The organism is Neisseria sp. HMSC066H01 (genome assembly GCF_001837375.1).
In the GTDB taxonomy this organism is placed as follows: Bacteria; Pseudomonadota; Gammaproteobacteria; order Burkholderiales; family Neisseriaceae; genus Neisseria.
Genome location: NZ_KV832194.1, coordinates 116,345 through 136,224 on the forward strand (window position 1 = coordinate 116,345; position 19,880 = coordinate 136,224).

Annotated in this window: 19 protein-coding genes and 2 tRNA genes; 17 read left to right on the plus strand and 4 right to left on the minus strand. The window is 50.8% G+C overall.

The window, feature by feature from the left end:
* Positions 1-41: 41 nt before the first annotated feature.
* Positions 42-833 carry a Cof-type HAD-IIB family hydrolase gene (locus HMPREF2551_RS04685; protein WP_070837475.1) on the minus strand — a complete coding sequence of 264 codons (792 nt, stop codon included), beginning with the start codon at positions 831-833 and terminating at the stop codon, positions 42-44.
* A 197-nt stretch (positions 834-1,030) separates the two neighbouring features.
* A complete protein-coding gene (locus HMPREF2551_RS04690) occupies positions 1,031-2,422 on the minus strand; it encodes a 3'-5' exonuclease family protein (protein WP_070837477.1) in 1,392 nt (463 codons plus the stop codon).
* 115 nt (positions 2,423-2,537) lie between these two features.
* Between HMPREF2551_RS04690 and HMPREF2551_RS04695 the strand changes: the two genes are divergently transcribed.
* The 17 genes from HMPREF2551_RS04695 to ylqF all read left to right on the plus strand — a co-directional run bounded on the left by HMPREF2551_RS04695 (position 2,538) and on the right by ylqF (position 16,922).
* Positions 2,538-2,614 (plus strand) — tRNA-Arg (locus HMPREF2551_RS04695).
* 12 nt (positions 2,615-2,626) lie between these two features.
* A tRNA-Glu gene (locus HMPREF2551_RS04700) sits at positions 2,627-2,701 on the plus strand.
* 168 nt (positions 2,702-2,869) lie between these two features.
* Positions 2,870-5,095: a DNA internalization-related competence protein ComEC/Rec2 gene (locus tag HMPREF2551_RS04705; protein WP_070837479.1), complete on the plus strand. Its 2,226-nt coding sequence runs from the start codon at positions 2,870-2,872 to the stop codon at positions 5,093-5,095.
* A gap of 421 nt (positions 5,096-5,516) precedes the next feature.
* The gene (locus HMPREF2551_RS04710; RefSeq protein ID WP_070813818.1) at positions 5,517-6,137 is read left to right on the plus strand and encodes a phosphoribosylanthranilate isomerase; all 621 of its coding nucleotides are present in this window, start codon (positions 5,517-5,519) and stop codon (positions 6,135-6,137) included.
* Between the two features lie 36 nt (positions 6,138-6,173).
* On the plus strand, positions 6,174-6,776 hold the full coding sequence (locus HMPREF2551_RS04715; protein ID WP_070813819.1) for a DNA glycosylase: 603 nt from the start codon (positions 6,174-6,176) through the stop codon (positions 6,774-6,776).
* 4 nt (positions 6,777-6,780) lie between these two features.
* Positions 6,781-7,191, plus strand: a complete 411-nt coding sequence (locus HMPREF2551_RS04720; RefSeq protein ID WP_070813820.1) for a hypothetical protein — start codon at positions 6,781-6,783, stop codon at positions 7,189-7,191.
* Positions 7,192-7,303: 112 nt separating this feature from the next.
* A complete protein-coding gene (trpB, locus tag HMPREF2551_RS04725; RefSeq protein ID WP_070813821.1) occupies positions 7,304-8,506 on the plus strand; it encodes a tryptophan synthase subunit beta in 1,203 nt (400 codons plus the stop codon).
* A gap of 120 nt (positions 8,507-8,626) precedes the next feature.
* On the plus strand, positions 8,627-9,532 hold the full coding sequence (locus HMPREF2551_RS04730) for a DMT family transporter (protein WP_070837481.1): 906 nt from the start codon (positions 8,627-8,629) through the stop codon (positions 9,530-9,532).
* Positions 9,533-9,587: 55 nt separating this feature from the next.
* Positions 9,588-10,877 carry an adenosylmethionine--8-amino-7-oxononanoate transaminase gene (bioA, locus tag HMPREF2551_RS04735; protein ID WP_070837483.1) on the plus strand — a complete coding sequence of 430 codons (1,290 nt, stop codon included), beginning with the start codon at positions 9,588-9,590 and terminating at the stop codon, positions 10,875-10,877.
* Positions 10,874-11,530 (plus strand): dethiobiotin synthase, encoded by a 657-nt coding sequence (bioD, locus tag HMPREF2551_RS04740; RefSeq protein ID WP_070837485.1) that lies wholly within the window; start codon positions 10,874-10,876, stop codon positions 11,528-11,530. Before bioA ends, bioD begins: the two co-directional genes overlap by 4 nt.
* Positions 11,520-12,014: a chorismate--pyruvate lyase family protein gene (locus tag HMPREF2551_RS04745; RefSeq protein WP_070837487.1), complete on the plus strand. Its 495-nt coding sequence runs from the start codon at positions 11,520-11,522 to the stop codon at positions 12,012-12,014. The genes bioD and HMPREF2551_RS04745 overlap by 11 nt, the downstream gene beginning before the upstream one ends.
* A gap of 173 nt (positions 12,015-12,187) precedes the next feature.
* Complete coding sequence (gene ubiA / locus HMPREF2551_RS04750) at positions 12,188-13,108, plus strand: 4-hydroxybenzoate octaprenyltransferase (RefSeq protein WP_070837489.1); 921 nt, start codon at positions 12,188-12,190, stop codon at positions 13,106-13,108.
* A gap of 269 nt (positions 13,109-13,377) precedes the next feature.
* The gene (gene ptsN, locus HMPREF2551_RS04755; RefSeq protein ID WP_003747374.1) at positions 13,378-13,827 is read left to right on the plus strand and encodes a PTS IIA-like nitrogen regulatory protein PtsN; all 450 of its coding nucleotides are present in this window, start codon (positions 13,378-13,380) and stop codon (positions 13,825-13,827) included.
* Between the two features lie 3 nt (positions 13,828-13,830).
* Positions 13,831-14,793 carry an HPr(Ser) kinase/phosphatase gene (gene hprK / locus HMPREF2551_RS04760; RefSeq protein WP_003747372.1) on the plus strand — a complete coding sequence of 321 codons (963 nt, stop codon included), beginning with the start codon at positions 13,831-13,833 and terminating at the stop codon, positions 14,791-14,793.
* Complete coding sequence (gene rapZ, locus HMPREF2551_RS04765) at positions 14,774-15,628, plus strand: RNase adapter RapZ (protein WP_003747370.1); 855 nt, start codon at positions 14,774-14,776, stop codon at positions 15,626-15,628. Before hprK ends, rapZ begins: the two co-directional genes overlap by 20 nt.
* Before the next feature lie 34 nt (positions 15,629-15,662).
* Positions 15,663-15,887 carry a protocatechuate 3,4-dioxygenase gene (locus tag HMPREF2551_RS04770; protein ID WP_039862229.1) on the plus strand — a complete coding sequence of 75 codons (225 nt, stop codon included), beginning with the start codon at positions 15,663-15,665 and terminating at the stop codon, positions 15,885-15,887.
* 93 nt (positions 15,888-15,980) lie between these two features.
* Complete coding sequence (gene ylqF / locus HMPREF2551_RS04775; protein ID WP_070837491.1) at positions 15,981-16,922, plus strand: ribosome biogenesis GTPase YlqF; 942 nt, start codon at positions 15,981-15,983, stop codon at positions 16,920-16,922.
* A 54-nt stretch (positions 16,923-16,976) separates the two neighbouring features.
* Here ylqF and HMPREF2551_RS04780 read toward each other — a convergent pair whose 3' ends face one another.
* The gene (locus tag HMPREF2551_RS04780) at positions 16,977-17,570 is read right to left on the minus strand and encodes a LolA family protein (RefSeq protein ID WP_070837493.1); all 594 of its coding nucleotides are present in this window, start codon (positions 17,568-17,570) and stop codon (positions 16,977-16,979) included.
* 58 nt (positions 17,571-17,628) lie between these two features.
* Positions 17,629-19,851: an NADP-dependent isocitrate dehydrogenase gene (locus HMPREF2551_RS04785; protein ID WP_070837495.1), complete on the minus strand. Its 2,223-nt coding sequence runs from the start codon at positions 19,849-19,851 to the stop codon at positions 17,629-17,631.
* Positions 19,852-19,880 lie beyond the last annotated feature (29 nt).

The window sequence follows — 19,880 nt, forward strand, 5'->3', positions numbered from 1 at the left end:
GGCCGTCTGAAAATGTTCAGACGGCCTTTTGATTTGATGTTTTAAATTACGCCCAATTCTTGCAAGCCGCGCAATACGCCGTCTTCATCGACACTTGGGCAGACGAATTGTGCGGCGGCTTTGGCCGCTTCTTCGCCATTGCCCATGGCAACGCCGAAGCCGACGGTTGACAGCATTTCCAAGTCGTTGAAGCTGTCGCCGAACGCCATCACTTTGCTCATATCAATCCCCAGTTTTTCCACTGCGTGGGTGATGCCACGTGCTTTTGAACCTTCTTGTTTGAGTAGGTCCATGGCATGTTTGTGCCAGCGGACGGATTTGAAGCCGTGTTGTTGAATCAGCGGTTGCAGGATTTTTTCTTCTTCCTCATCCACAAAGACCAACATTTGATAGACGGGTTGTTTGCGGAAATATTCTTTGTCGGTTAAAAAGTTGGGCAGGATATGCGATAAACCTTCGACAACGCGCGGAGAGTTGGAGGAGACGGCAATTTCTTGGTTGTTGACGAATGCGTAGTCTATTTTGTGTTGCTCAAGCAGGTGGATGGCGGTTTCGATGTCGGCAATATCCAAGGGGTAGCTTTGCAGGGGCTCGCCGCGAAAGGAAATATATTGGCCGTTGATGGTAACGAGCATGTCGATGCCGCATTCTTGAATCAAGGCTTTGACTTTGGCAGGAATGGCGGCTTCCGGCCGACCGGTGGCAATGGCAGTCAGAATGCCTTTGGCTTTCAATGCGCGCATGGCTTGTGCAACCGAAGGGCGTAAGGTATCCGTGTATTTGCGGTAGAGGGTGTCGTCGATGTCAAAGAAGATGATTGCAGGATTGTTCATGGTTCACTCGTTGGGCCGGGTATACACAGCTTTCATTGAAAATTGTGTGAACAGCTTGTGTATAAATTGGTTTAGTATTTGATTGCTGTTATAAAAATAAGTTCTGATTAAAATTTAGGCAGTTTTTGTGTTGAGAATAAAGCGGAAAGTTATCCATATCAGGCCGTCTGAAAATTTGGTTTTCAGACGGCCTTGTTTTAAGCAATCAGACGGATATTTTCTTTGTCTTGCCTGAATTTGTTTTTAATCACGATAGGCAGGCTGCTGTCGAAATACCAGCTGCCGTCAGGCAATGCCAACGCGCCGCCGGCGCAGAGCAGGGTAATGCTGTTTCCGGTCAGGGGGTCGGTTTCGGTAATTTCAATTTCATGCGCTTTGCCCCAATCGGTTACGGGGAGTAGGTGGGCAAGCTCGGTAATGCGTTGGTTTTGATGTTTGATGCCGTTGGGTTGGCGGCAGTCACCGTTGCATTTTCCGACGGCCTCAACAGGGCAGGGTTCGCCTTTTGCGTAGCCGGTCGGCAAAATATTGAGCGAATCCGGGCAGAGCCTGTGTTCTTGCGACCATTGCGCCAAAGCGCGTTTGGCTGCTTTTTTGTGGGCAAACAAACCGTATGGACGCCAGTTTCTGGTGCCGCTGTTTAACAAGACAATGCGTGCCTGAAGGCTGCCGTGTTCGTCAGCGATAAAGCGGACGGTGGAAAACGATGTGGATTTTTCAGACGGCATCAGTTGGTATTCCTGCATGGTCTGGGCTTTGAGCCATAATGTATGGAGCTGACCGACTGCCGGAATAAAACGGATGGAGGCCGCGGCTTTGATGTGCGGCGGCAGTTTTTTGCTGTGCAGCAGGGTGGCGGTTTCACTGTATGCGCGTTCGTGTGCTTCAATGGCTTGGGCTTTGCCGAAATGGTCAAACCAAACCAATACGCCGTAACTGTCGGGCAGTGCATAGAGTTGCTGGGCGAGCGAATCAGGCAGCCAAGTGGGCAACATTTTCGGATTCATCAATATACGGACGTATTCGTCCCATTGTTGATGATTTTTTTCTGCCAAACTTAATTCGAGATAATCACATAATGCGGCAACATCGGTCATGGCGCGGTGGCGGTTGGCCGTCTGAATGCCGGTGCGTTCGATAATGCTGTCGAGGCTGTGTTTGTAAAACTCAGGATAGAGGCGGCGCGACAGTTGAACCGTACAGAGCGAGGGTGCGGCAAAGTCAGTATGGATACGGGCAAACTCGTGGCGCAGGAAGGTATAGTCAAAGCGGCTGTTGTGGGCAACAACTACAGCACCTTGCAACAGCGGCAACAAATCGGCCGCAATATCGGCAAAGACAGGCGCGTCTTTCACCGTTTCATCATGAATTCCGGTCAGCCTGGCAACAAATTCGGGAATGCTGCGGCAAGGATTAACCAATTGCTCGTAATGTGTGGCGCGTCCTTGCTCAAAACGAACAAGGGCGACTTCCGTTATCCTGTCTTGATAGAAATTTCCACCGGTCGTCTCCAAATCCACCACGACCACAGGCCGTCCAAAACGGGAAAATGCTTCGGATAAGAGCGGCCAGCGTGCGAAATCTGACATTTTATTCTCTGTAAATTCAATAGCAAATGCGCATTTTACACGCTGTCTGCAAGTTTTCCAAATAAAACGCTTGACAGGAAATAGCCCACTCTCTATAATTCAAATCTTTCTTGATGCACCCGTAGCTCAGTTGGATAGAGTATCTGGCTACGAACCAGAGGGTCGGGCGTTCGAATCGCTCCGGGTGCGCCACAGAAAATCTCCGCGCCCATCGTCTAGCGGTTAGGACATCGCCCTTTCACGGCGGTAACCGGGGTTCGATTCCCCGTGGGCGTGCCAGTTTATAAAAAAGCGCAATCTAAACAGATTGCGCTTTTTTGCGTCTATCGGCTTTGAAATAATTTAAGCATATCTTTTATCAGATAATGGCTAATCGACATTTGTCATAATCTACTAAAAGCATTTATTATTACATATCCAATAATCATAATTTAAGGGAAAACGTTCATGGCGTGGCGGTTTGTGTTGCCTGCTTGGGTGGTTGGTGTAGTGCTTTCGTTTGCGTTGCCGTTTGTGCCGCCATGGTGGACTTGGTTGTCTGTAATCATTGGCGCGCTTGCGTTGTGTCGAAAATTTGCTGTGGCTTGGTTGGCTCTGGCCGTCTGCATGGGCATGGCGTTTGGTGTGTGGCGGACCGGGCTGGTTTTGGCCGGTCAATGGCCTGTAGGGGAGGTGGCGGCTAAAGTTTTGACGGTTGAAGTGGCGGATATGCCGCGTGATGATGGTCGGCGCGTGCAGTTTGCGGCAAGGGCTTGGGATGAGCGTGGGCAGGCTTTTGATTTGATGTTGTCGGATTATCAGCGGCGCGATTGGGCGGTGGGCAGTCGGTGGTCTGTATCGGCGCGGGTCAAGCCGGTGATTGGTGAAGTGAATGTGCGCGGTTTGAACCGTGAAACATGGGCTTTGGCCAATGGTATCGATGGTATGGGTACTTTGGGGCGCGACAGGAAACTCGTGCGGCAAGGCGGCGGTTTCGGTTTGGCTAATATACGTGATGCGGTAAGCCGAAGTTGGCAGAGAACGGCGGACAAATATCCTGAGTTTTCAGATGGTATAGGGCTGATGCGTGCTTTGAGTATTGGTGAGCAATCGGCGTTGCGGCCGCCTTTGTGGCAGGCATTCCGGCCTTTGGGGCTGACGCACTTGGTCAGTATTTCGGGCTTGCATGTGACGATGGTGGCGGTATTGTTTGCCTGGCTGATCAAGCGAATTTTTCGTTATTCGCCGTGGATTCCGGCAAAACCGCGTGTGTGGATATTGGCCGGTGGTGTTGCCGGGGCTTTGTTTTATGCGCTTTTGGCCGGTTTTTCTGTACCGACGCAACGCAGTGTGTTGATGTTGGCTGCGTTTGCGTGGGCATGGTGGCGCGGCAGTGGCGGCTCGGGCTGGACGGCGTGGTGGCAGGCTTTGGCCGTTGTTTTGTTGTTGGACCCATTGGCTATATTGGGCGTGGGAACGTGGTTGTCTTTCGGTTTGGTTGCTGCTTTGATTTGGGCTTCATCAGGCCGTCTGAAAGAGTCGGGCTGGCGTTTGGCTGTACGGGGGCAATGGGCGGCGACGGTATTGTCGGTGGTATTGCTGGGCTATTTGTTTGCTTCGTTACCTTTGCTCAGTCCCTTGGTTAATGCGCTGGCTATTCCCTGGTTTTCTTGGGTGTTGACGCCGTTGGCTTTGCTGGGTTCAGTTTTTTCTTTTGAACCTGTCCAGTTGGTAGCGGCATTTTTGGCGGAATATACTTTACGCGGTTTGGTATGGCTGGCTACGGTATCGCCTGAATTTGCCATTGCAGCGACGCCCGTGCCTTTACTGGTGTTGGCGATGATGGCGGCTTTGCTGTTATTGTTGCCACGAGGACTAGGCTTGAAACCTTGGGCATGTTTGGTTTTATTGGGTTTTGTGTTTTACCGTCCTGCCAAGCTGGAGGAGGGGGTAGCAAGAGTTACCGTGATGGATGCAGGGCAAGGTTTGTCGGTATTGATACAAACGCGCAACCGCAATCTTTTGTTTGATACGGGAACGGAGCAAGTGGCGCAAACAGGTATTGTGCCGAGTTTGAACGCGATGGGTGTGCGCCGTTTGGACAGCCTGATTTTGTCGCACCATGATATTGACCATGACGGCGGTTTTCACAGTGTGGCGGCTGTCGGTGCTGATAAATTGCTTACCGGACAACCTGAGTTTTATCCGAATGCAGAGTTTTGCCAAGAAGACAAATGGCAATGGGACGGCGTAGATTTTGAGTTGCTCCGGCCGTCTGAAAATACGGGCAAGGAAGATAACGACCAGAGCTGCGTATTGCGTGTCGTGGCAAACGGCAAAGCCTTGTTGATAACCGGCGATTTGGGCGTGAAGGGCGAGGCCGGTTTGATTGAGAAATACGGCAATGCGCTGTATAGCCAAGTGTTGGTATTGGGACATCACGGCAGCAGCACGGCTTCGTCAGGCAGCTTTCTGCATACGGTTTCGCCGCAATATGCCGTGGCATCCAGCGGCTATGCCAATGCCTACAAACATCCGACCATTGCCGTACAAAATCGTGTCCGTGCGCACGGCATTACTTTGTTGAGAACAGATTTGTCAGGCGCATTGGTGTTTGTTTTGGGGCAAGATGATGTGTTCCGAGGCCGCCTAAAAAAGGATAAGTTTTATTGGCAGAAGAAACCGTTTGAGTAAAAAGGATAACAGGCCGTCTGAAAGACTTTTTCAGACGGCCTTGATATTTTTTTATTATTGACGGGCATTATCCAAATTTTGTGTGAATCCAATTGTGGATAGTTTGGTTTAATTATTGATAATAAAGAATAAACTAAATTTGATTAAATAATAGGCAAATAGAAAAGAGAAAAATAATTACAAAGTTATTAGTAATTATCGGTATGATATTCTGTATATCAAGCAGAGCCTAAGGCAGCACAGAGTTCTTGCGCTTCTACAACGAAGACGCTGCGCAGCTGACGGCCGCCAATATTATCGGCTGATGGTTGTTTTGAAGTTTAAGGCCGTCTGAACTTGATATTTCATGTTCAGACGGCCTTAAACTTTGTGTTTGTTAACTATATAATATCCGCCCCATCTGTTTAAAAAGGCCATTGCCATGAACACCATACGCACCAAAATTTGCGGTATTACTCGACCTGAAGACGCGCTGGCTGCGGCCGAATTGGGCGCGGATGCCATCGGGCTGGTGTTTTACGCCAAGAGTAAACGGGCTGTGAATATTGAGCAGGCGCAGGCGGTTGTGAGAAATTTGCCGCCGTTTGTATCGGTGGTGGCCTTGTTTGTGAATGAAAACGAGCAAGCCATCCGTGAGATTTTGCGTCAGGTGCCGATAGATGTGATTCAGTTTCACGGCGATGAGGACGATGATTTTTGCCGTCGGTTTGACCGCCCGTATTTGAAGGCCGTGCGCGTACAGTCCGCTGCCGATATTCAGACGGCCTGTGCCAAATTTCCGAATGCCCGTGCCTTGCTGTTTGATGCCTATCATCCGACCGAATACGGCGGTACGGGACAAAGTTTCGACTGGACCATGTTGCACGGCAATATCGGCAAACCGTGGATACTTGCCGGCGGATTGACTGCGGAAAACGTTGCCGAAGCGGTGAAAATCAGTGGCGCAGCGGCGGTGGATGTGTCCGGCGGCGTGGAAATCTCTGGTGGGGTTAAGAGCAGGGAGAAAATGGCGGCGTTTATTCAGGCAGTAAAGGCCGTCTGAAATTTTGTTTGAATTCAAAGCAACCGGAATACAGCTATGCAAGAGCCAATCGTTGAGTCCCACCCCTTCGCAGCCTTGTTGCCGCCGCAGGCAACGGTCATGATGATGGGGACGTTTCCGCCTAAAGAAGAAAAACACGCGATGCAGTTTCATTATCCGAATTTTCAAAACGATATGTGGCGCGTGTACGGGCTGGTGTTTTTCGGCGATGCGGCGCATTTTCAAAAGCAGGGCGAAAAGGCGTTTGATGCTGATAAAATCAAAGCGTTTTTAAGTGAGAAGGGCATTGCATCCTGTCCGACCGTGTTGAAGGCAATACGCGAACATGGCAATGCTTCGGATAAGTTTTTAAAAGTGATAGAAACCGTCGATTTGGCGGCAGTATTGGCGCAAATGCCCGAGTGCCGCCATCTTTGCACCACCGGCGGCAAGGCAACCGAAGTTTTGTTGGAGATTCAAGGCAGCGGCATGAAGATGCCGAAGACCGGCGAAACAGTGCCGTTTCCCTATGCGGGGCGTGAGTTGACCCTGACGCGCCTGCCTTCGACTTCGCGCGCCTATCCTTTGAGTTTGGCGAAAAAAGCGGCGGCGTATCGGGCTTTTTTTGAAACGGCTGGATTGACTGTTTTTCAGGAGTAGGGCGATGGACCGTTATGAAATCTCTTTAATGACGTTTATGGCGTTGTGGTGGCTTTTTAATGTCGCCTCAGTGTGGCTGAAGGCCAAACAATGGCAGATCAAGATATTGTTGGGCGGAACGCTTTTGTATGTGATACAAATATCTACAGTCATTATGTCTGTTAACGGCCTTAATTGGATATTTTTGAACACAAGTACCATAAATACTGATTCGTTGATCATTGCTTTGCTTGCGCTTAACTTTCTGGGTTGTTGGTTGCTGGCACTGTGGCTGGGGATGTTGGCACTAAAAATATGCCTGAGAAACAAAAACGAAGAAAAATATATTGCGCCGCCGTTGGGTGCGGCATTGCTTGCAACATCGAGCAGTACGCTGTTGTTCCTATTTTGTCTGCTGATATTATTATTCAATTAGTTGCCGACAAGATGAATGGAAAACGGCTATAATTGCTGACAATTTTTACTTTCAGACGACCCTTTACTGAATCGGGCCGTCTGAAACCATAAAACGAACAAGGAAAATTTCCATGAAAAACTATCACGCTCCCGACGAGAAAGGCTTTTTCGGCGAACACGGCGGTCTTTATGTTTCCGAAACCCTGATTCCGGCTTTGCAAGAATTGGCAGAAGCCTATAAAGCAGCGAAAGAAGATCCTTCATTTTGGGAAGAGTTCCGCCATGATTTGAAACACTATGTCGGCCGTCCCAGCCCTGTTTACCATGCCGCGCGATTGTCCGAGCATTTGGGCGGCGCACAAATTTGGCTGAAGCGTGAAGATTTGAACCACACCGGCGCACACAAAGTCAACAACACCATCGGTCAGGCATTGCTCGCTCGCCGCATGGGCAAAAAACGCGTGATTGCCGAGACAGGCGCGGGTCAGCACGGCGTGGCTTCCGCCACCGTTGCCGCACGCTTCGGCATGACTTGCGACGTGTACATGGGCGCGGACGACATCCAACGTCAAATGCCCAACGTGTTCCGCATGAAATTATTGGGTGCGAACGTGGTCAGCGTCGACAGCGGCAGCCGTACTTTGAAAGACGCGATGAACGAAGCCATGCGCGAATGGGTGGCGCGCGTGGACGACACATTCTACATCATCGGCACTGCCGCAGGGCCGGCGCCGTATCCCGAAATGGTACGCGATTTTCAATGCGTGATCGGCAATGAAGCCAAAGAACAAATGTTGGAAGCCATCGGCCGCCAACCTGATGTTGCCGTTGCCTGCGTGGGCGGCGGTTCGAATGCCATCGGTTTGTTCCATCCCTATATCGAAGAAGAAAACGTGCGTTTGGTCGGTGTAGAAGCCGGCGGTTTGGGCGTGGATACGCCAGACCACGCCGCACCGATTACCAGCAAAGCCCCCATCGGCGTATTGCACGGTTTCCGCAGCTATTTGATGCAGGACGAAAACGGTCAAGTCTTGGGTACGCACTCTGTTTCCGCAGGCTTGGACTACCCAGGCATCGGCCCGGAACACAGCCATTTGAACGACATCAACCGCGTGGAATACACCGTTGCCAAAGACGACGAAGCACTCGAAGCCTTTGATTTGCTCTGCCGTTTCGAGGGCATTATTCCTGCGCTGGAATCCAGCCACGCCGTTGCTTGGGCGGTGAAAAATGCGCCGAAAATGAGCAAAGACCAAGTGATTTTGGTCAACCTCTCCGGTCGCGGCGATAAAGACATTAACACCGTGGCAAAACTCAAAGGCATTGGGTTGTAAGCCTGATTGATTGAGCAGTAAAGGCCGTCTGAAAAAGCTGGGTTTCAGTCTTTCAGACGGCCTTTGTTTCCGTGATGGTTGGCGCAAGCTTAAAACCGATTATTCAAGTTATTTATCACCATGAAACATTTGGCAATCCATCTAAAACTATTGGGCATGGCGGCGTTTTGGGGCGCATCTTGGCCGATGGGGCGGATGTTGGGACAGGCACTGCCGCCTTTAACGGGCGGTATGCTGCGCTTTTTGACGGCGGCGATCTTGCTTTTGGGTTGGCTGTTTGCACGGTATCGGTTGCGTACTTTGGCGGTTTTGTCGCGCAAACAATGGCTTGGATTGGCGCTGGCGGCGGCATTCGGCGTATTTGGTTTTACCGTATTGTCTATGCTGGGTTTGCAGCGGATTCCTGCTTCAAGGGCAACGGTGTTGGTCACGTTCAATCCTGTATTGACGATGTTTTTTGCGGCTTTGTTGTTTGGTGAAAAACTCAACGGCAAGATTGTGTCGGGTATGCTGTTGGCTGTGGCAGGCTCGATATGGGCGGTTACGCATGGCGAGATTGCGGCGTTTTTGTCGGGCGGCGGCATAGGGTGGGGCGAAGTGCTGGTGTTTTGCAGCCTTTGCTGCTTGGTCACTTATACGATGATAGGCCGGGCGGTGTTGCAGGGGATTGATGCACTGACGGTAACCGTGGCCACCGCTTGGCTGGGTGCAATGATGTTGCTGCCGCCTGCGCTGATTTCAGATGGCCTGCCGTTTTGTATGCTTGCCGAAATGGACGGCAGGGGCTGGTTTGCTTTGATTGGCCTGTCTGTCGGTGCAACGGTCTTGAGCTATGCGTGGTATTTCGAGGGCGTGAAGACTTTGGGCGCAGGCAGCGCGGCAGCGTACATTACTTTGGTGCCGGTATTCGGCATTTTGTGTTCCGCTTGGTTTTTGGGCGAGGCATTGCATGTTTCCTTGGTTGCCGGCTGTTTGGCGGCCGTAATCGGATTGGCGCTGATGCAATATGGAAGACGCGCCGTCTGAAAAGGTAAAGATGTTATATAATAACGAAAATTGTCAATCAGTCTTTAAAAAGAATATGTCCGAACCGTCCTCCCTGCTCGATTTTGACCGTGCCCACCTACTCCATCCTTATACATCCATGACCAACCCGTTGCCTGTTTATCCGGTGCGCCGAGCGGAGGGTGTACACATCGAATTGGCGGACGGCACGCGGCTGATTGACGGGATGTCGTCTTGGTGGTGTGCGATACACGGCTACAATCATCCTGTTTTGAATCAGGCGGTTGAGGCGCAGATTAAACAGATGTCGCATGTGATGTTTGGTGGTTTGACGCACAGGCCGGCGGTGGAACTGGGCAAGTTGTTGGTCGGGATTTTACCGCAGGGGCTGGACCGTATTTTTTATGCGGATTCGGGTTCGGTTTCGGTAGAAGTCGCGCTGAAGATGGCGGTGCAATACCAGCAGGCGCGGGGTTTGACCGCGAAGCAGAATATTGCGACGGTGCGGCGCGGGTATCACGGTGATACTTGGAACGCGATGTCCGTCTGCGATCCGGAAACGGGGATGCATCATATTTTCGGCAGTGCGTTGCCGCAGCGTTATTTTGTCGATAATCCGCAAAGCCGTTTTGACGATGAATGGGACGGGGCGGATTTGCAGCCTGTCCGCGCCTTGTTTGAAGCGCATCATGCGGATATTGCCGCCTTTATTTTAGAGCCGGTCGTGCAGGGCGCGGGCGGTATGTATTTTTATCATCCGCAGTATCTTCGTGGTTTGCGCGATTTGTGTGATGAATTTGATATCGTGTTGATTTTTGATGAAATTGCCACTGGATTCGGGCGCACGGGCAAGATGTTTGCCTGCGAACACGCGGAGGTCGTGCCGGATATTATGTGTATCGGCAAGGGTTTGAGCGGCGGCTATATGACGCTGGCGGCGGCAGTCACTTCACAAAAAGTTACCGAAACGATTTCGCGCGGCGAAGCGGGCGTTTTCATGCACGGACCGACATTTATGGCGAACCCGCTGGCGTGTGCCGTTGCCTGCGCTTCGGTCAAACTGCTTTTGTCCCAAGATTGGCAGGCAAATATCCGCCGCATTGAAAGCATCTTAACAGGCCGTCTGAAAGCTGCATGGGACATTCGCGGCGTGAAAGACGTGCGCGTTTTGGGTGCCATCGGCGTGATCGAGCTGGAAAAAGGCGTGGATATGGCGCGTTTTCAAGCGGATTGCGTGGCGCAGGGCATTTGGGTGCGCCCATTCGGCAGGCTGGTGTACCTCATGCCGCCTTACATCATTTCAGACGGCCTCTTGACCGAACTTGCCGACAAAACCGTACAAATCTTGAAGGAACACAGCAAATGAAAGGCGTTTACTTCGTCAGCGGCATAGACACGGACATCGGCAAAACCGTCGCCACCGGCGTGTTGGCAAAACGATTGTTGCAGCAGGGCAAAAGCGTGATCACGCAAAAGCCCGTGCAAACCGGTTGCCAAAACATCGCCGACGACATCGCCGTCCACCGCAACATAATGGGCATATCCTTGCAGGAAGCTGACAAACAGCGGCTGACCATGTCCGAAATTTTCAGCTATCCCGCCTCGCCCCACCTCGCCGCCCGTCTGGACGGCAGGGCTTTGGACTTGGACAAAATCCGTATCGCCACGCAAGAATTGGCGGCGCAATACGAAATCGTCTTGGTCGAAGGAGCAGGCGGATTGATGGTGCCGCTGACGGAAGATTTGTTGACCATTGATTATATTCAGCAACAGGCTTATCCCGTCATCCTCGTTACCAGCGGACGGCTCGGCAGCATCAACCATACCCTGCTCAGCTTCGCTGCGCTTAAACAATACGGCATCCAGTTACACAGTCTGATTTTCAACCATATTCACGACAGCAAAGATGAAACCGTTGCCGGCGATACCTTGGAATATCTTAAAGGCCGTCTGAAAGATGAGTTTCCCGAAGCCCAATGGCAGGAGTTGGCCAAAACAGAGGTGCCAGATGGAGCTTGATATACCGCGTGGCACGCTTTGTTCACATGCCGAAGCTTCAAGTCTTCTGCCGTCTACGGTCGGACATCTACTGACCGTTTCTTCGCTAACCGCTGCGTTGCGCGCTTCAGGTAAGGATTTTTCAGTCGAGCCGGTGTATTTGGGTTTGACGAAGGAGGAGGAAAATGGAGAAGAAATCTTTGTGCGCGATGTTTTGCTCAAACTGGACGGCGAAACAGTGATACAAGCCAGAAGCGCGTGCCGGCCGGATAGCCGCCTATGGACAGAATTATTGGATTGCGGAACGCAGCCTTTGGGAGAGCGTCTGTTTGACGGTACATTGCCGTTGAAACGTTCGGATTTTGAGTTTCTTCGTTTTGAAGATGCCGATCATCCGTCTTTCAGACGTCCTGTTACCGCGCGCCGTTCGTATTTCGATTGGAACGGCGAAACATTGGAATTAACAGAATATTTCTTATTGAAATTAATAGATTTATACCGATAAGGCCGTCTGAAAAGAAAACCGATTGCCGAGATTTGTCATAATTCTGTTATAATACAACAAATTAAATCATTAAGATTCGTTTGATTTCAGACGGCAATAAATTATAATAAGAGCTAAGGCTCTAAAATGCCTTTCCTTCAGCATCAATACATATACAACGACACATTACACCAATGAACATACGGCGCTTTTTCCTACAATTTTTACCACGTTACGCTGTCGGACGGATGGTGATATACGCCAAACTGATGCGCATCGACAAACCCATCGGCACCCTGCTTTTGCTGTGGCCGACTTATTGGGCATTGTGGATTGCGTCTAAAGGCGTTCCCGACGCGGATATTTTTATTGCCTTTACTGCAGGCACGTTTTTAATGCGCAGCGCAGGTTGCGTCGTGAACGACTTTGCCGACCGCAATTTTGACGGCGCAGTAGAGCGCACCAAAAACCGCCCGTTTGCCAAAGGTTTGGTTTCCAAAACCGAAGCGCTGCTTTTGACCGTCATGCTGTGTCTGATGGCGGCCTTGTGTCTGGTACCGCTCAACCGCTTTACTTGGCTGATGAGTCTTCCGGCCTTGTTTCTGGCTGTCACATATCCCTTTACCAAACGCTTTTTCCCGTTGCCGCAGTTTTATTTAGGACTGGCATTTTCGTTCGGCATTCCCATGGCCTTTGCCGCCGTGCAAGGCCGAGTGCCTCCTGAAGCGTGGCTGATGTTTACCGCCAATGCCTTATGGACGCTGGCTTACGACACGATTTATGCCATGGCGGACAAAGAAGACGATTTGAAAATCGGTATTAAAACTTCGGCAATCACATTTGGCCATCACGACATTAGCGCAACCATGCTTTGCCATTTTTGGTTTACCGTATTGATGGTAGTGTTGGGTATCAAAATCGGCGCAACTTGGCCGTATTGGCTGGTATTGCCGATAACCGCGTATTGGCAGTGCCAGCAATATGCCGCCATTCGTACGCGCGACCGTCAGTTGTGCTTCCAAACGTTTTTGGCCAACAACCGCATCGGCTTGGCGTGGTTTTGCGGATTGGTCTGCCATTATTTTTGGTTGTTTTTGGTTTCCAAATTGTTTTAAAAAACGAGGCTGGGGCCGTCTGAAAAGAAAGGGAAAAGGAGTATGCCGGACATACTCCTTTTTATTTAAACCGTGATTTAGCCAATGATGGAATTTTTACTTTAAATTAATCATAATCAAATGGTTGGATTATTTTCGGCTCGTTAAAAAATATCAAAAACAACATGGAAAATGTTAGCGGGACGAGTGTAAATTACGCCTTCAGGATTGAGATTTGCACCGACAATCGGTACAATCCCATTGTTTTGCGACATTTAAAAGAGATACATATGAGCCTGATCGGCGAAATTTTACCTTTGTCCCATATCGTTTTGGATTTGGAAGTCAGCAGCAAAAAGCGTCTGTTTGAAGAGGCCGCACAGCTGCTGGAGAATGAAGCAGAATTACCGAATGCCAACGTGTTCGACTGCCTGTTTGCTCGTGAAAAACTCGGTTCGACCGGTTTGGGGCAGGGGGTGGCGATTCCCCATGGCCGTCACGCATGCGTGAAAAAAGCCACCGGTGCGTTTATCCGCACCAAAGAGCCGGTCGCCTTTGATGCGCCCGACGGCAAACCCGTTTCCCTGATTTTCATCCTGCTTGTGCCTGAAAACGCTACCGGCGAACATTTGGAAGTCTTGTCCAAACTGGCCGGCAGATTCTCTCAAAAAGCCGTCCGTGAAGCATTGATGGCCGCGACTTCTGCCGAAGAAGTACGCACACTCCTGACCGAAGAGTAATTCATGCCCAGCATATCCGTCCGCCGCCTGTTTTCCGATAATCAGCACAAACTCGAACTTGCTTGGGCTGCCGGCAATTCCGGCGCGGACAACCGTATCGGTGTCGAAGCCGATAAACCCGTCTTGGCCTTGGTCGGCCACTTAAACTTTATCCATCCCAACCAAATTCAAGTTGTCGGCGTAGCCGAAGCCGAATATTTACGCCGTCTGGAATCGGGCGAACTCAACTATGATTTCGGCGAGCTTTTCGACATCCCCATGTCTTTGGTCATCGTCGCCAACGGTTTGCCGGTTTCGCCCAAATTGCGCGATTATTGCCATACCAACAGTATCCCCTTGCTGACTTCCAAACAGGAAAGCCCGCACCTGATGGACGTTTTGCGGATTTATCTGCAACGCACATTGGCGACTTCCACCATCAAGCACGGCGTATTTTTGGATGTATTTGAAGTGGGTGTACTCATTACCGGACAATCCGGCTTGGGTAAGAGTGAATTGGCATTGGAGCTGATTTCGCGCGGCCACAGCCTGATTGCCGATGATGCGGTCGAACTCTTCCGCACCGGCCCGGAAATGCTGGAAGGCCGTTGCCCGCCTATGCTGCGTGATTTCCTCGAAGTGCGCGGTTTGGGCATACTCAATATCCGCCATATTTTTGGCGAAACCTCCATCCGTCCGAAAAAAATCCTCCAGCTGATTATCAATTTGGTTCCTGCCGACGACGGATACATGAAACAACTCGATCGATTGAGCATCCGTACCGAAACAGAATCTATCCTCAACGTCAGCGTCCGTTCCGTTACCCTGCCTGTTGCAATCGGTCGAAACTTAGCAGTATTGGTTGAAGCTGCGGTGCGCAATTACATCCTTCAATTGCGCGGCAAAGACAGCACCAAAGAATTCCTCGAACGCCATCAAACACAACTCAAAGAAAACGAACAAAACCATGAAAATCGTCCTGATTAGCGGCTTATCCGGCTCAGGAAAATCCGTAGCCCTCAAGCAGCTCGAAGATTTGGGCTATTACTGTGTCGATAACCTTCCTTTGGAAATGCTTCCGTCGTTGGTTTCGCTCCACATCGAACGTGCCGATGAAACCAAACTCGGTGTCAGCGTTGACATCCGTTCCGGTATCAATATTCAGGAAGCGCAAGAGCAAATCCAATATTTGCGTCATGAAGGGCATCAAGTCGAAGTCCTCTTTATTGAAGCGGAAGAGGGCGTGTTGGTACGCCGCTTCTCGGAAACCCGCCGCGGCCATCCTTTATCCGGCCATAATCTGACCTTGTTGGAAAGCCTGCAAAAAGAACGCGAATGGCTCTTTCCGCTGAAAGACATTGCATATTGCATTGATACGTCCAAAATGAATGCGCAGCAGCTGCGTTATGCCGTTCAACAATGGCTCAACATTGAACGCATCGGCTTGCTGGTTATTCTTGAATCCTTTGGTTTCAAATACGGCGTTCCCAATAATGCCGACTTTATGTTTGACATGCGCAGCCTGCCTAATCCGTATTACGATCCCGAATTGCGCCCTTTTACCGGTATGGACAAACCCATTCAAGATTATTTGGACCAGCAGCCTTTGGTTCAAGAAATGGTTGATGATATTGAGCATTTCTTAAACCGCTGGCTACCGCGCCTGCAGCAAGAGAGCCGCAGTTATGTGACGATTGCCATCGGTTGTACCGGCGGTCAGCACCGCTCCGTTTATGTTGTAGAAAAATTGGCCGAACGCCTCAAAGGCCGTTACGAACTCCTTGTCCGCCACCGTCAGGCACAAAGCTTGGCAGGACGCTAACTTGCCGTTTCAGACGGCCTCAAAGGAAGAAACCATGAAAAAAATCAGTCTGACCGCATTATCCCTGCTTATCTTGACCGCCTGCGCGACAGAGCCTGTTACTGCTTACCGTTGGCACCGTACCGGAGCGAGTGAAGCTGAAGTTTCCCGCCAAATCAATACCTGCAAATCGCAAGTCCAAAATGGAAATACATCCAAAACGTTTGAGCAATGTATGGATGAAGCAGGTTATTACAGCTACGAGCATGGCAATCTCTAAATCCTGATTGACCGATTATCCCAATATCGAGGCCGTCTGAAAAACAATGATTGTTCAGACGGCCTCAGATACGAATAGAAAGAACAAAAAGACATGGCTATCCAATGGTTTCCCGGCCACATGAACAAGGCAAAAAAAGCCATTGCCGAACGCATTAAAAGCGTTGATATGGTGATTGAGATGTTGGACGCGCGTATGCCTGCTTCCAGCGAAAATCCATTGCTTGCCCAGTTGTCCAAAGGCAGGCCCAAACTCAAAATCTTAAACAAGCAAGACCTTGCCGATCCCGAGCGTACCAATGTTTGGCTCGAACACTACAACAGCCGCCAAGATACCCGCGCCATTGCGCTGGATTCTTCCGAAACCGGCGCGCATGGCAAAATCACCCAAGCCTGCCGCGACATGATTCCGCATCGCCAAGGTATCGAGAAGCCGTTGCGTGTCCTGATTTGCGGTATTCCCAACGTCGGCAAATCCACCTTGATTAACGGCATGATCGGCAAAAAATCTGCCAAAACCGGTAACGAACCCGGTATTACCAAAGCCGAACAACGCCTTTTCCTTGCCGACGATTTCTGGCTTTACGATACCCCCGGTATGTTGTGGCCGAAAATTATTGTTGAAGAAGGCGGATATAACCTTGCGGCCGGCGGTGCAGTCGGACGCAACGCGCTGGACGAAGAAGAGGTGGCGCTTGAGCTTTTGGATTACCTCCGCCGCCATTATCTGGCCCTGTTGCAAGAGCGCTATCAAGCCGACAAAGATCCAAGCAGCCATTGGGACGATACTTCTTGGTTGGAGTGGATTGCCAAAAAACGCGGTGCGGTTTTGAGCGGCGGACGGGTCAACTATCAAAAGGCCGCTGAAAATATCCTGACCGATTTCCGAGAAGGCAAAATCGGTAGAATCACGCTGGAAACGCCAAACCAATGGGAGGCTTGGCTGAAAAAAGCCAGACAGAAAGAGGCCGAACTCAAAGCCATTCGCGAAGCCAGAAAGGCGGAACGAAAAGGGCAGCAGCCTTCAGCCGATTAATACAAAAGGCCGTCTGAAATCTATTTTCAGACGGCCTTTTGTTGGGATAGACAATTAGAGGGCGGTACGGCTGAAGCTGTCCAGAGCTTTATCGGTTTGGATTTGGTTGAACTGCATGGTGGTTTTGTCGCCTTGCTTTTCGTCCAATTCGATTTTACGCACCAGCGTATCGCCGTTGATTTCGATACGGTTGAAGATTTGGCGGGTAATGGCGGTTTTCGGAGTTAAGGTCAACGTCCATTTTTTTTCGTTGCCGTTTAATTTCAAATCAAATTGTTTTTCCAAACCTTGGGTATTGCCGCCCAAAAGGTCGAGGAAAAGTTTGATTTGGCGGCTTTGGCCGTTGAGCTTGCTGGCATTTGGGTTGACCCATTGGCTGCCGTTCCATTGCATGATGCCGTCTGAACGCACGCGCAGGGTGGTTTCAAATGGTTTTTGCATTTTCCAGAGCAGGCCTTTTTGTGGGACAAGGGTAAAGCTGCCGCTGGTAGTCATGGGTTTGCTGAGGGATTTGAGCTGGCGTTGTTGGACAAAATTGCCTTGCACGTTTTGCGGTTTTTGCAGGGTTTGTGCCAATTCGGCAGGGGAAAATGCCCACAAAGCTGGAGCGCTGATGAGGAGAGTAAGAGAAAGAAAGGTTTTTTTCATTGTGTTTCCATAAGGTCTGAGGCCGTCTGAAAGTTCAGACGGCCTTTTATTGCTTTAATTATAAGGCTGACAATGCCTGATTAAAGGTTGCGCTCGGACGCATTGCTTGTGCCGCTTTTTCAGGATTGGCTGCGTAGTAGCCGCCGATGTCGACCGCTTTGCCTTGTACGGCAGAGAGTTCTTCAACGATTTTGGCTTCGTCGGCAGTCAAAGCGGCTGCCAACGGCGCAAATGCGGCTTTCAGTTCGGCATCTTTATCCTGCGCCGCCAATTCTTGCGCCCAGTAGAGGGTGAGGTAGAAATGGCTGCCGCGGTTGTCGAGTTCGCCAGCTTTGCGTTTGGGCGATTTGTCGTTCAACAGCAGTTTTTCGGTGGCTGCATCCAAAGTGTCGGCGAGAACTTGGGCTTTGGCGTTGCCGGCTTTTTGCGCCAGATGTTCAAACGATACGGCAAGCGCGAGGAATTCGCCCAAAGAGTCCCAACGCAAGTGGTTTTCTTCGAGGAATTGTTGAACATGTTTCGGTGCAGAACCGCCAGCGCCGGTTTCAAACATACCGCCGCCATTCATCAATGGAACGATAGACAGCATTTTCGCGCTGGTGCCGAGTTCCAAAATCGGGAACAAGTCGGTCAGGTAGTCGCGCAGGACGTTGCCGGTTACGGAGATGGTGTCCTCGCCGTTTTTCAGACGACCCAAGCTGAATTTAGCGGCTTCTTCGGGCGCAAGGACGCGGATGTCGAGGCCGTCGGTATCCAGTTCGGCAAGGTAAGCTTTAACCTTGGCGAGCAGGCTCTTGTCGTGCGGACGGTTTTCGTCGAGCCAGAACACGGCTGGTGTATTACTCAGACGGGCACGGTTAACAGCGAGTTGTACCCAGTCTTTAACCGGAGCGTCTTTGGTTTGGCACATACGCCAGATGTCGCCAGCTTCAACGTCGTGTTGCATCAGGACATTGCCTGCTGCATCAATGACTTGAACTTGTCCGTCGGCTTCAATTTCGAAAGTTTTGTTGTGTGAACCGTATTCTTCGGCTGCTTGCGCCATCAGGCCGACGTTGGGCACGGTACCCATGGTTGTCGGGTCAAATGCGCCGTGTTCGCGGCAGAAGTCGATGGTTGCTTGATAAACGCCTGCGTAGCTGCTGTCGGGAATGACGGCTTTGGTGTCTTGCGCTTTGCCGTTTTTGTCCCACATACGGCCAGAATTACGAATCATCGCGGGCATAGAAGCATCAACGATGACATCGCTTGGGACGTGCAGGTTGGTGATGCCTTTGTCGGAATCGACCATCGCCAAATCAGGGTTGGCGGCATAAACGGCAGCGATTTCGGCTTCGACGGCAGCGCGGGTGTCCGCATCCAGTTTGTCCAGATTGGCAAGCAGGTTGCCGAAGCCGTTGTTGACGTTGACGCCTGCGGCAGCCAGTTTGTCGCCGAATTTTTCAAAGACAGGCGCGAAGAACACTTTGACGGCGTGTCCGAAGATAATCGGGTCGGACACTTTCATCATGGTGGCTTTCATGTGCAGCGAGAACAATACGCCTTTTGCTTTTGCGTCTTTCACTTGTTCGGCAAGGAAGGCGAGCAGGGCTTTTTTGCTCATCACGGTCGCGTCGATGATTTCGCCGGCTTTCAGGGCAACAGGCTCGCGCAGCTCTTTTTTGTTGCCTTGTTTGTCGGTGAACACGATGGATACGGAAGTCGCATCGGGTACGGTAACGGATTGTTCGTTATGGAAAAAGTCGCCGCTTTGCATGGTGGCAACGTGGGTTTTGGAGTCTTTGGTCCATGCGCCCATGCTGTGCGGATGTTTTTTCGCAAAGTTTTTCACTGCTTTAGGCGCGCGGCGGTCGGAGTTACCTTCGCGCAGGACAGGGTTTACCGCGCTGCCTTTGATGCGGTCGTAACGTTCGCGTACGGCTTTTTCTTCATCGGTTTGCGGGTCGGCGGGATAGTCGGGAACGGCAAAGCCTTTAGACTGCAATTCTTTAATCGCAGCAGTCAGTTGCGGTACGGATGCGCTGATGTTCGGCAGTTTGATCACGTTTGCATCGGGCTGTTTCACCAGTTCGCCCAACTCGGCAAGCGCATCGGGTACGCGCTGCGCTTCAGTCAGGTATTCGGGGAACGCCGCCAGAATACGGCCGGAGAGAGAAATGTCGCTGGTTTTGACATCAATATCGGCATGGCGGGTAAACGCCTGCACAATCGGCAACAGGGATTGGGTGGCCAATGCAGGAGCTTCGTCGGTGTAGGTATAGATAATGGTGGATTTAGTCATGGGTTCATTCTCTATGTAGGTTAAGTTTT

Coding starts and splice junctions, on each gene's coding strand:
- HMPREF2551_RS04685 (WP_070837475.1), bottom strand. CDS start 833: ATGAACAATCCTGCAATCATCTTCTTTGACATCGACGACACCCTCTAC.
- HMPREF2551_RS04690 (WP_070837477.1), bottom strand. CDS start 2,422: ATGTCAGATTTCGCACGCTGGCCGCTCTTATCCGAAGCATTTTCCCGT.
- HMPREF2551_RS04705 (WP_070837479.1), top strand. CDS start 2,870: ATGGCGTGGCGGTTTGTGTTGCCTGCTTGGGTGGTTGGTGTAGTGCTT.
- HMPREF2551_RS04710 (WP_070813818.1), top strand. CDS start 5,517: ATGAACACCATACGCACCAAAATTTGCGGTATTACTCGACCTGAAGAC.
- HMPREF2551_RS04715 (WP_070813819.1), top strand. CDS start 6,174: ATGCAAGAGCCAATCGTTGAGTCCCACCCCTTCGCAGCCTTGTTGCCG.
- HMPREF2551_RS04720 (WP_070813820.1), top strand. CDS start 6,781: ATGGACCGTTATGAAATCTCTTTAATGACGTTTATGGCGTTGTGGTGG.
- trpB (WP_070813821.1), top strand. CDS start 7,304: ATGAAAAACTATCACGCTCCCGACGAGAAAGGCTTTTTCGGCGAACAC.
- HMPREF2551_RS04730 (WP_070837481.1), top strand. CDS start 8,627: ATGAAACATTTGGCAATCCATCTAAAACTATTGGGCATGGCGGCGTTT.
- bioA (WP_070837483.1), top strand. CDS start 9,588: ATGTCCGAACCGTCCTCCCTGCTCGATTTTGACCGTGCCCACCTACTC.
- bioD (WP_070837485.1), top strand. CDS start 10,874: ATGAAAGGCGTTTACTTCGTCAGCGGCATAGACACGGACATCGGCAAA.
- HMPREF2551_RS04745 (WP_070837487.1), top strand. CDS start 11,520: ATGGAGCTTGATATACCGCGTGGCACGCTTTGTTCACATGCCGAAGCT.
- ubiA (WP_070837489.1), top strand. CDS start 12,188: ATGAACATACGGCGCTTTTTCCTACAATTTTTACCACGTTACGCTGTC.
- ptsN (WP_003747374.1), top strand. CDS start 13,378: ATGAGCCTGATCGGCGAAATTTTACCTTTGTCCCATATCGTTTTGGAT.
- hprK (WP_003747372.1), top strand. CDS start 13,831: ATGCCCAGCATATCCGTCCGCCGCCTGTTTTCCGATAATCAGCACAAA.
- rapZ (WP_003747370.1), top strand. CDS start 14,774: ATGAAAATCGTCCTGATTAGCGGCTTATCCGGCTCAGGAAAATCCGTA.
- HMPREF2551_RS04770 (WP_039862229.1), top strand. CDS start 15,663: ATGAAAAAAATCAGTCTGACCGCATTATCCCTGCTTATCTTGACCGCC.
- ylqF (WP_070837491.1), top strand. CDS start 15,981: ATGGCTATCCAATGGTTTCCCGGCCACATGAACAAGGCAAAAAAAGCC.
- HMPREF2551_RS04780 (WP_070837493.1), bottom strand. CDS start 17,570: ATGAAAAAAACCTTTCTTTCTCTTACTCTCCTCATCAGCGCTCCAGCT.
- HMPREF2551_RS04785 (WP_070837495.1), bottom strand. CDS start 19,851: ATGACTAAATCCACCATTATCTATACCTACACCGACGAAGCTCCTGCA.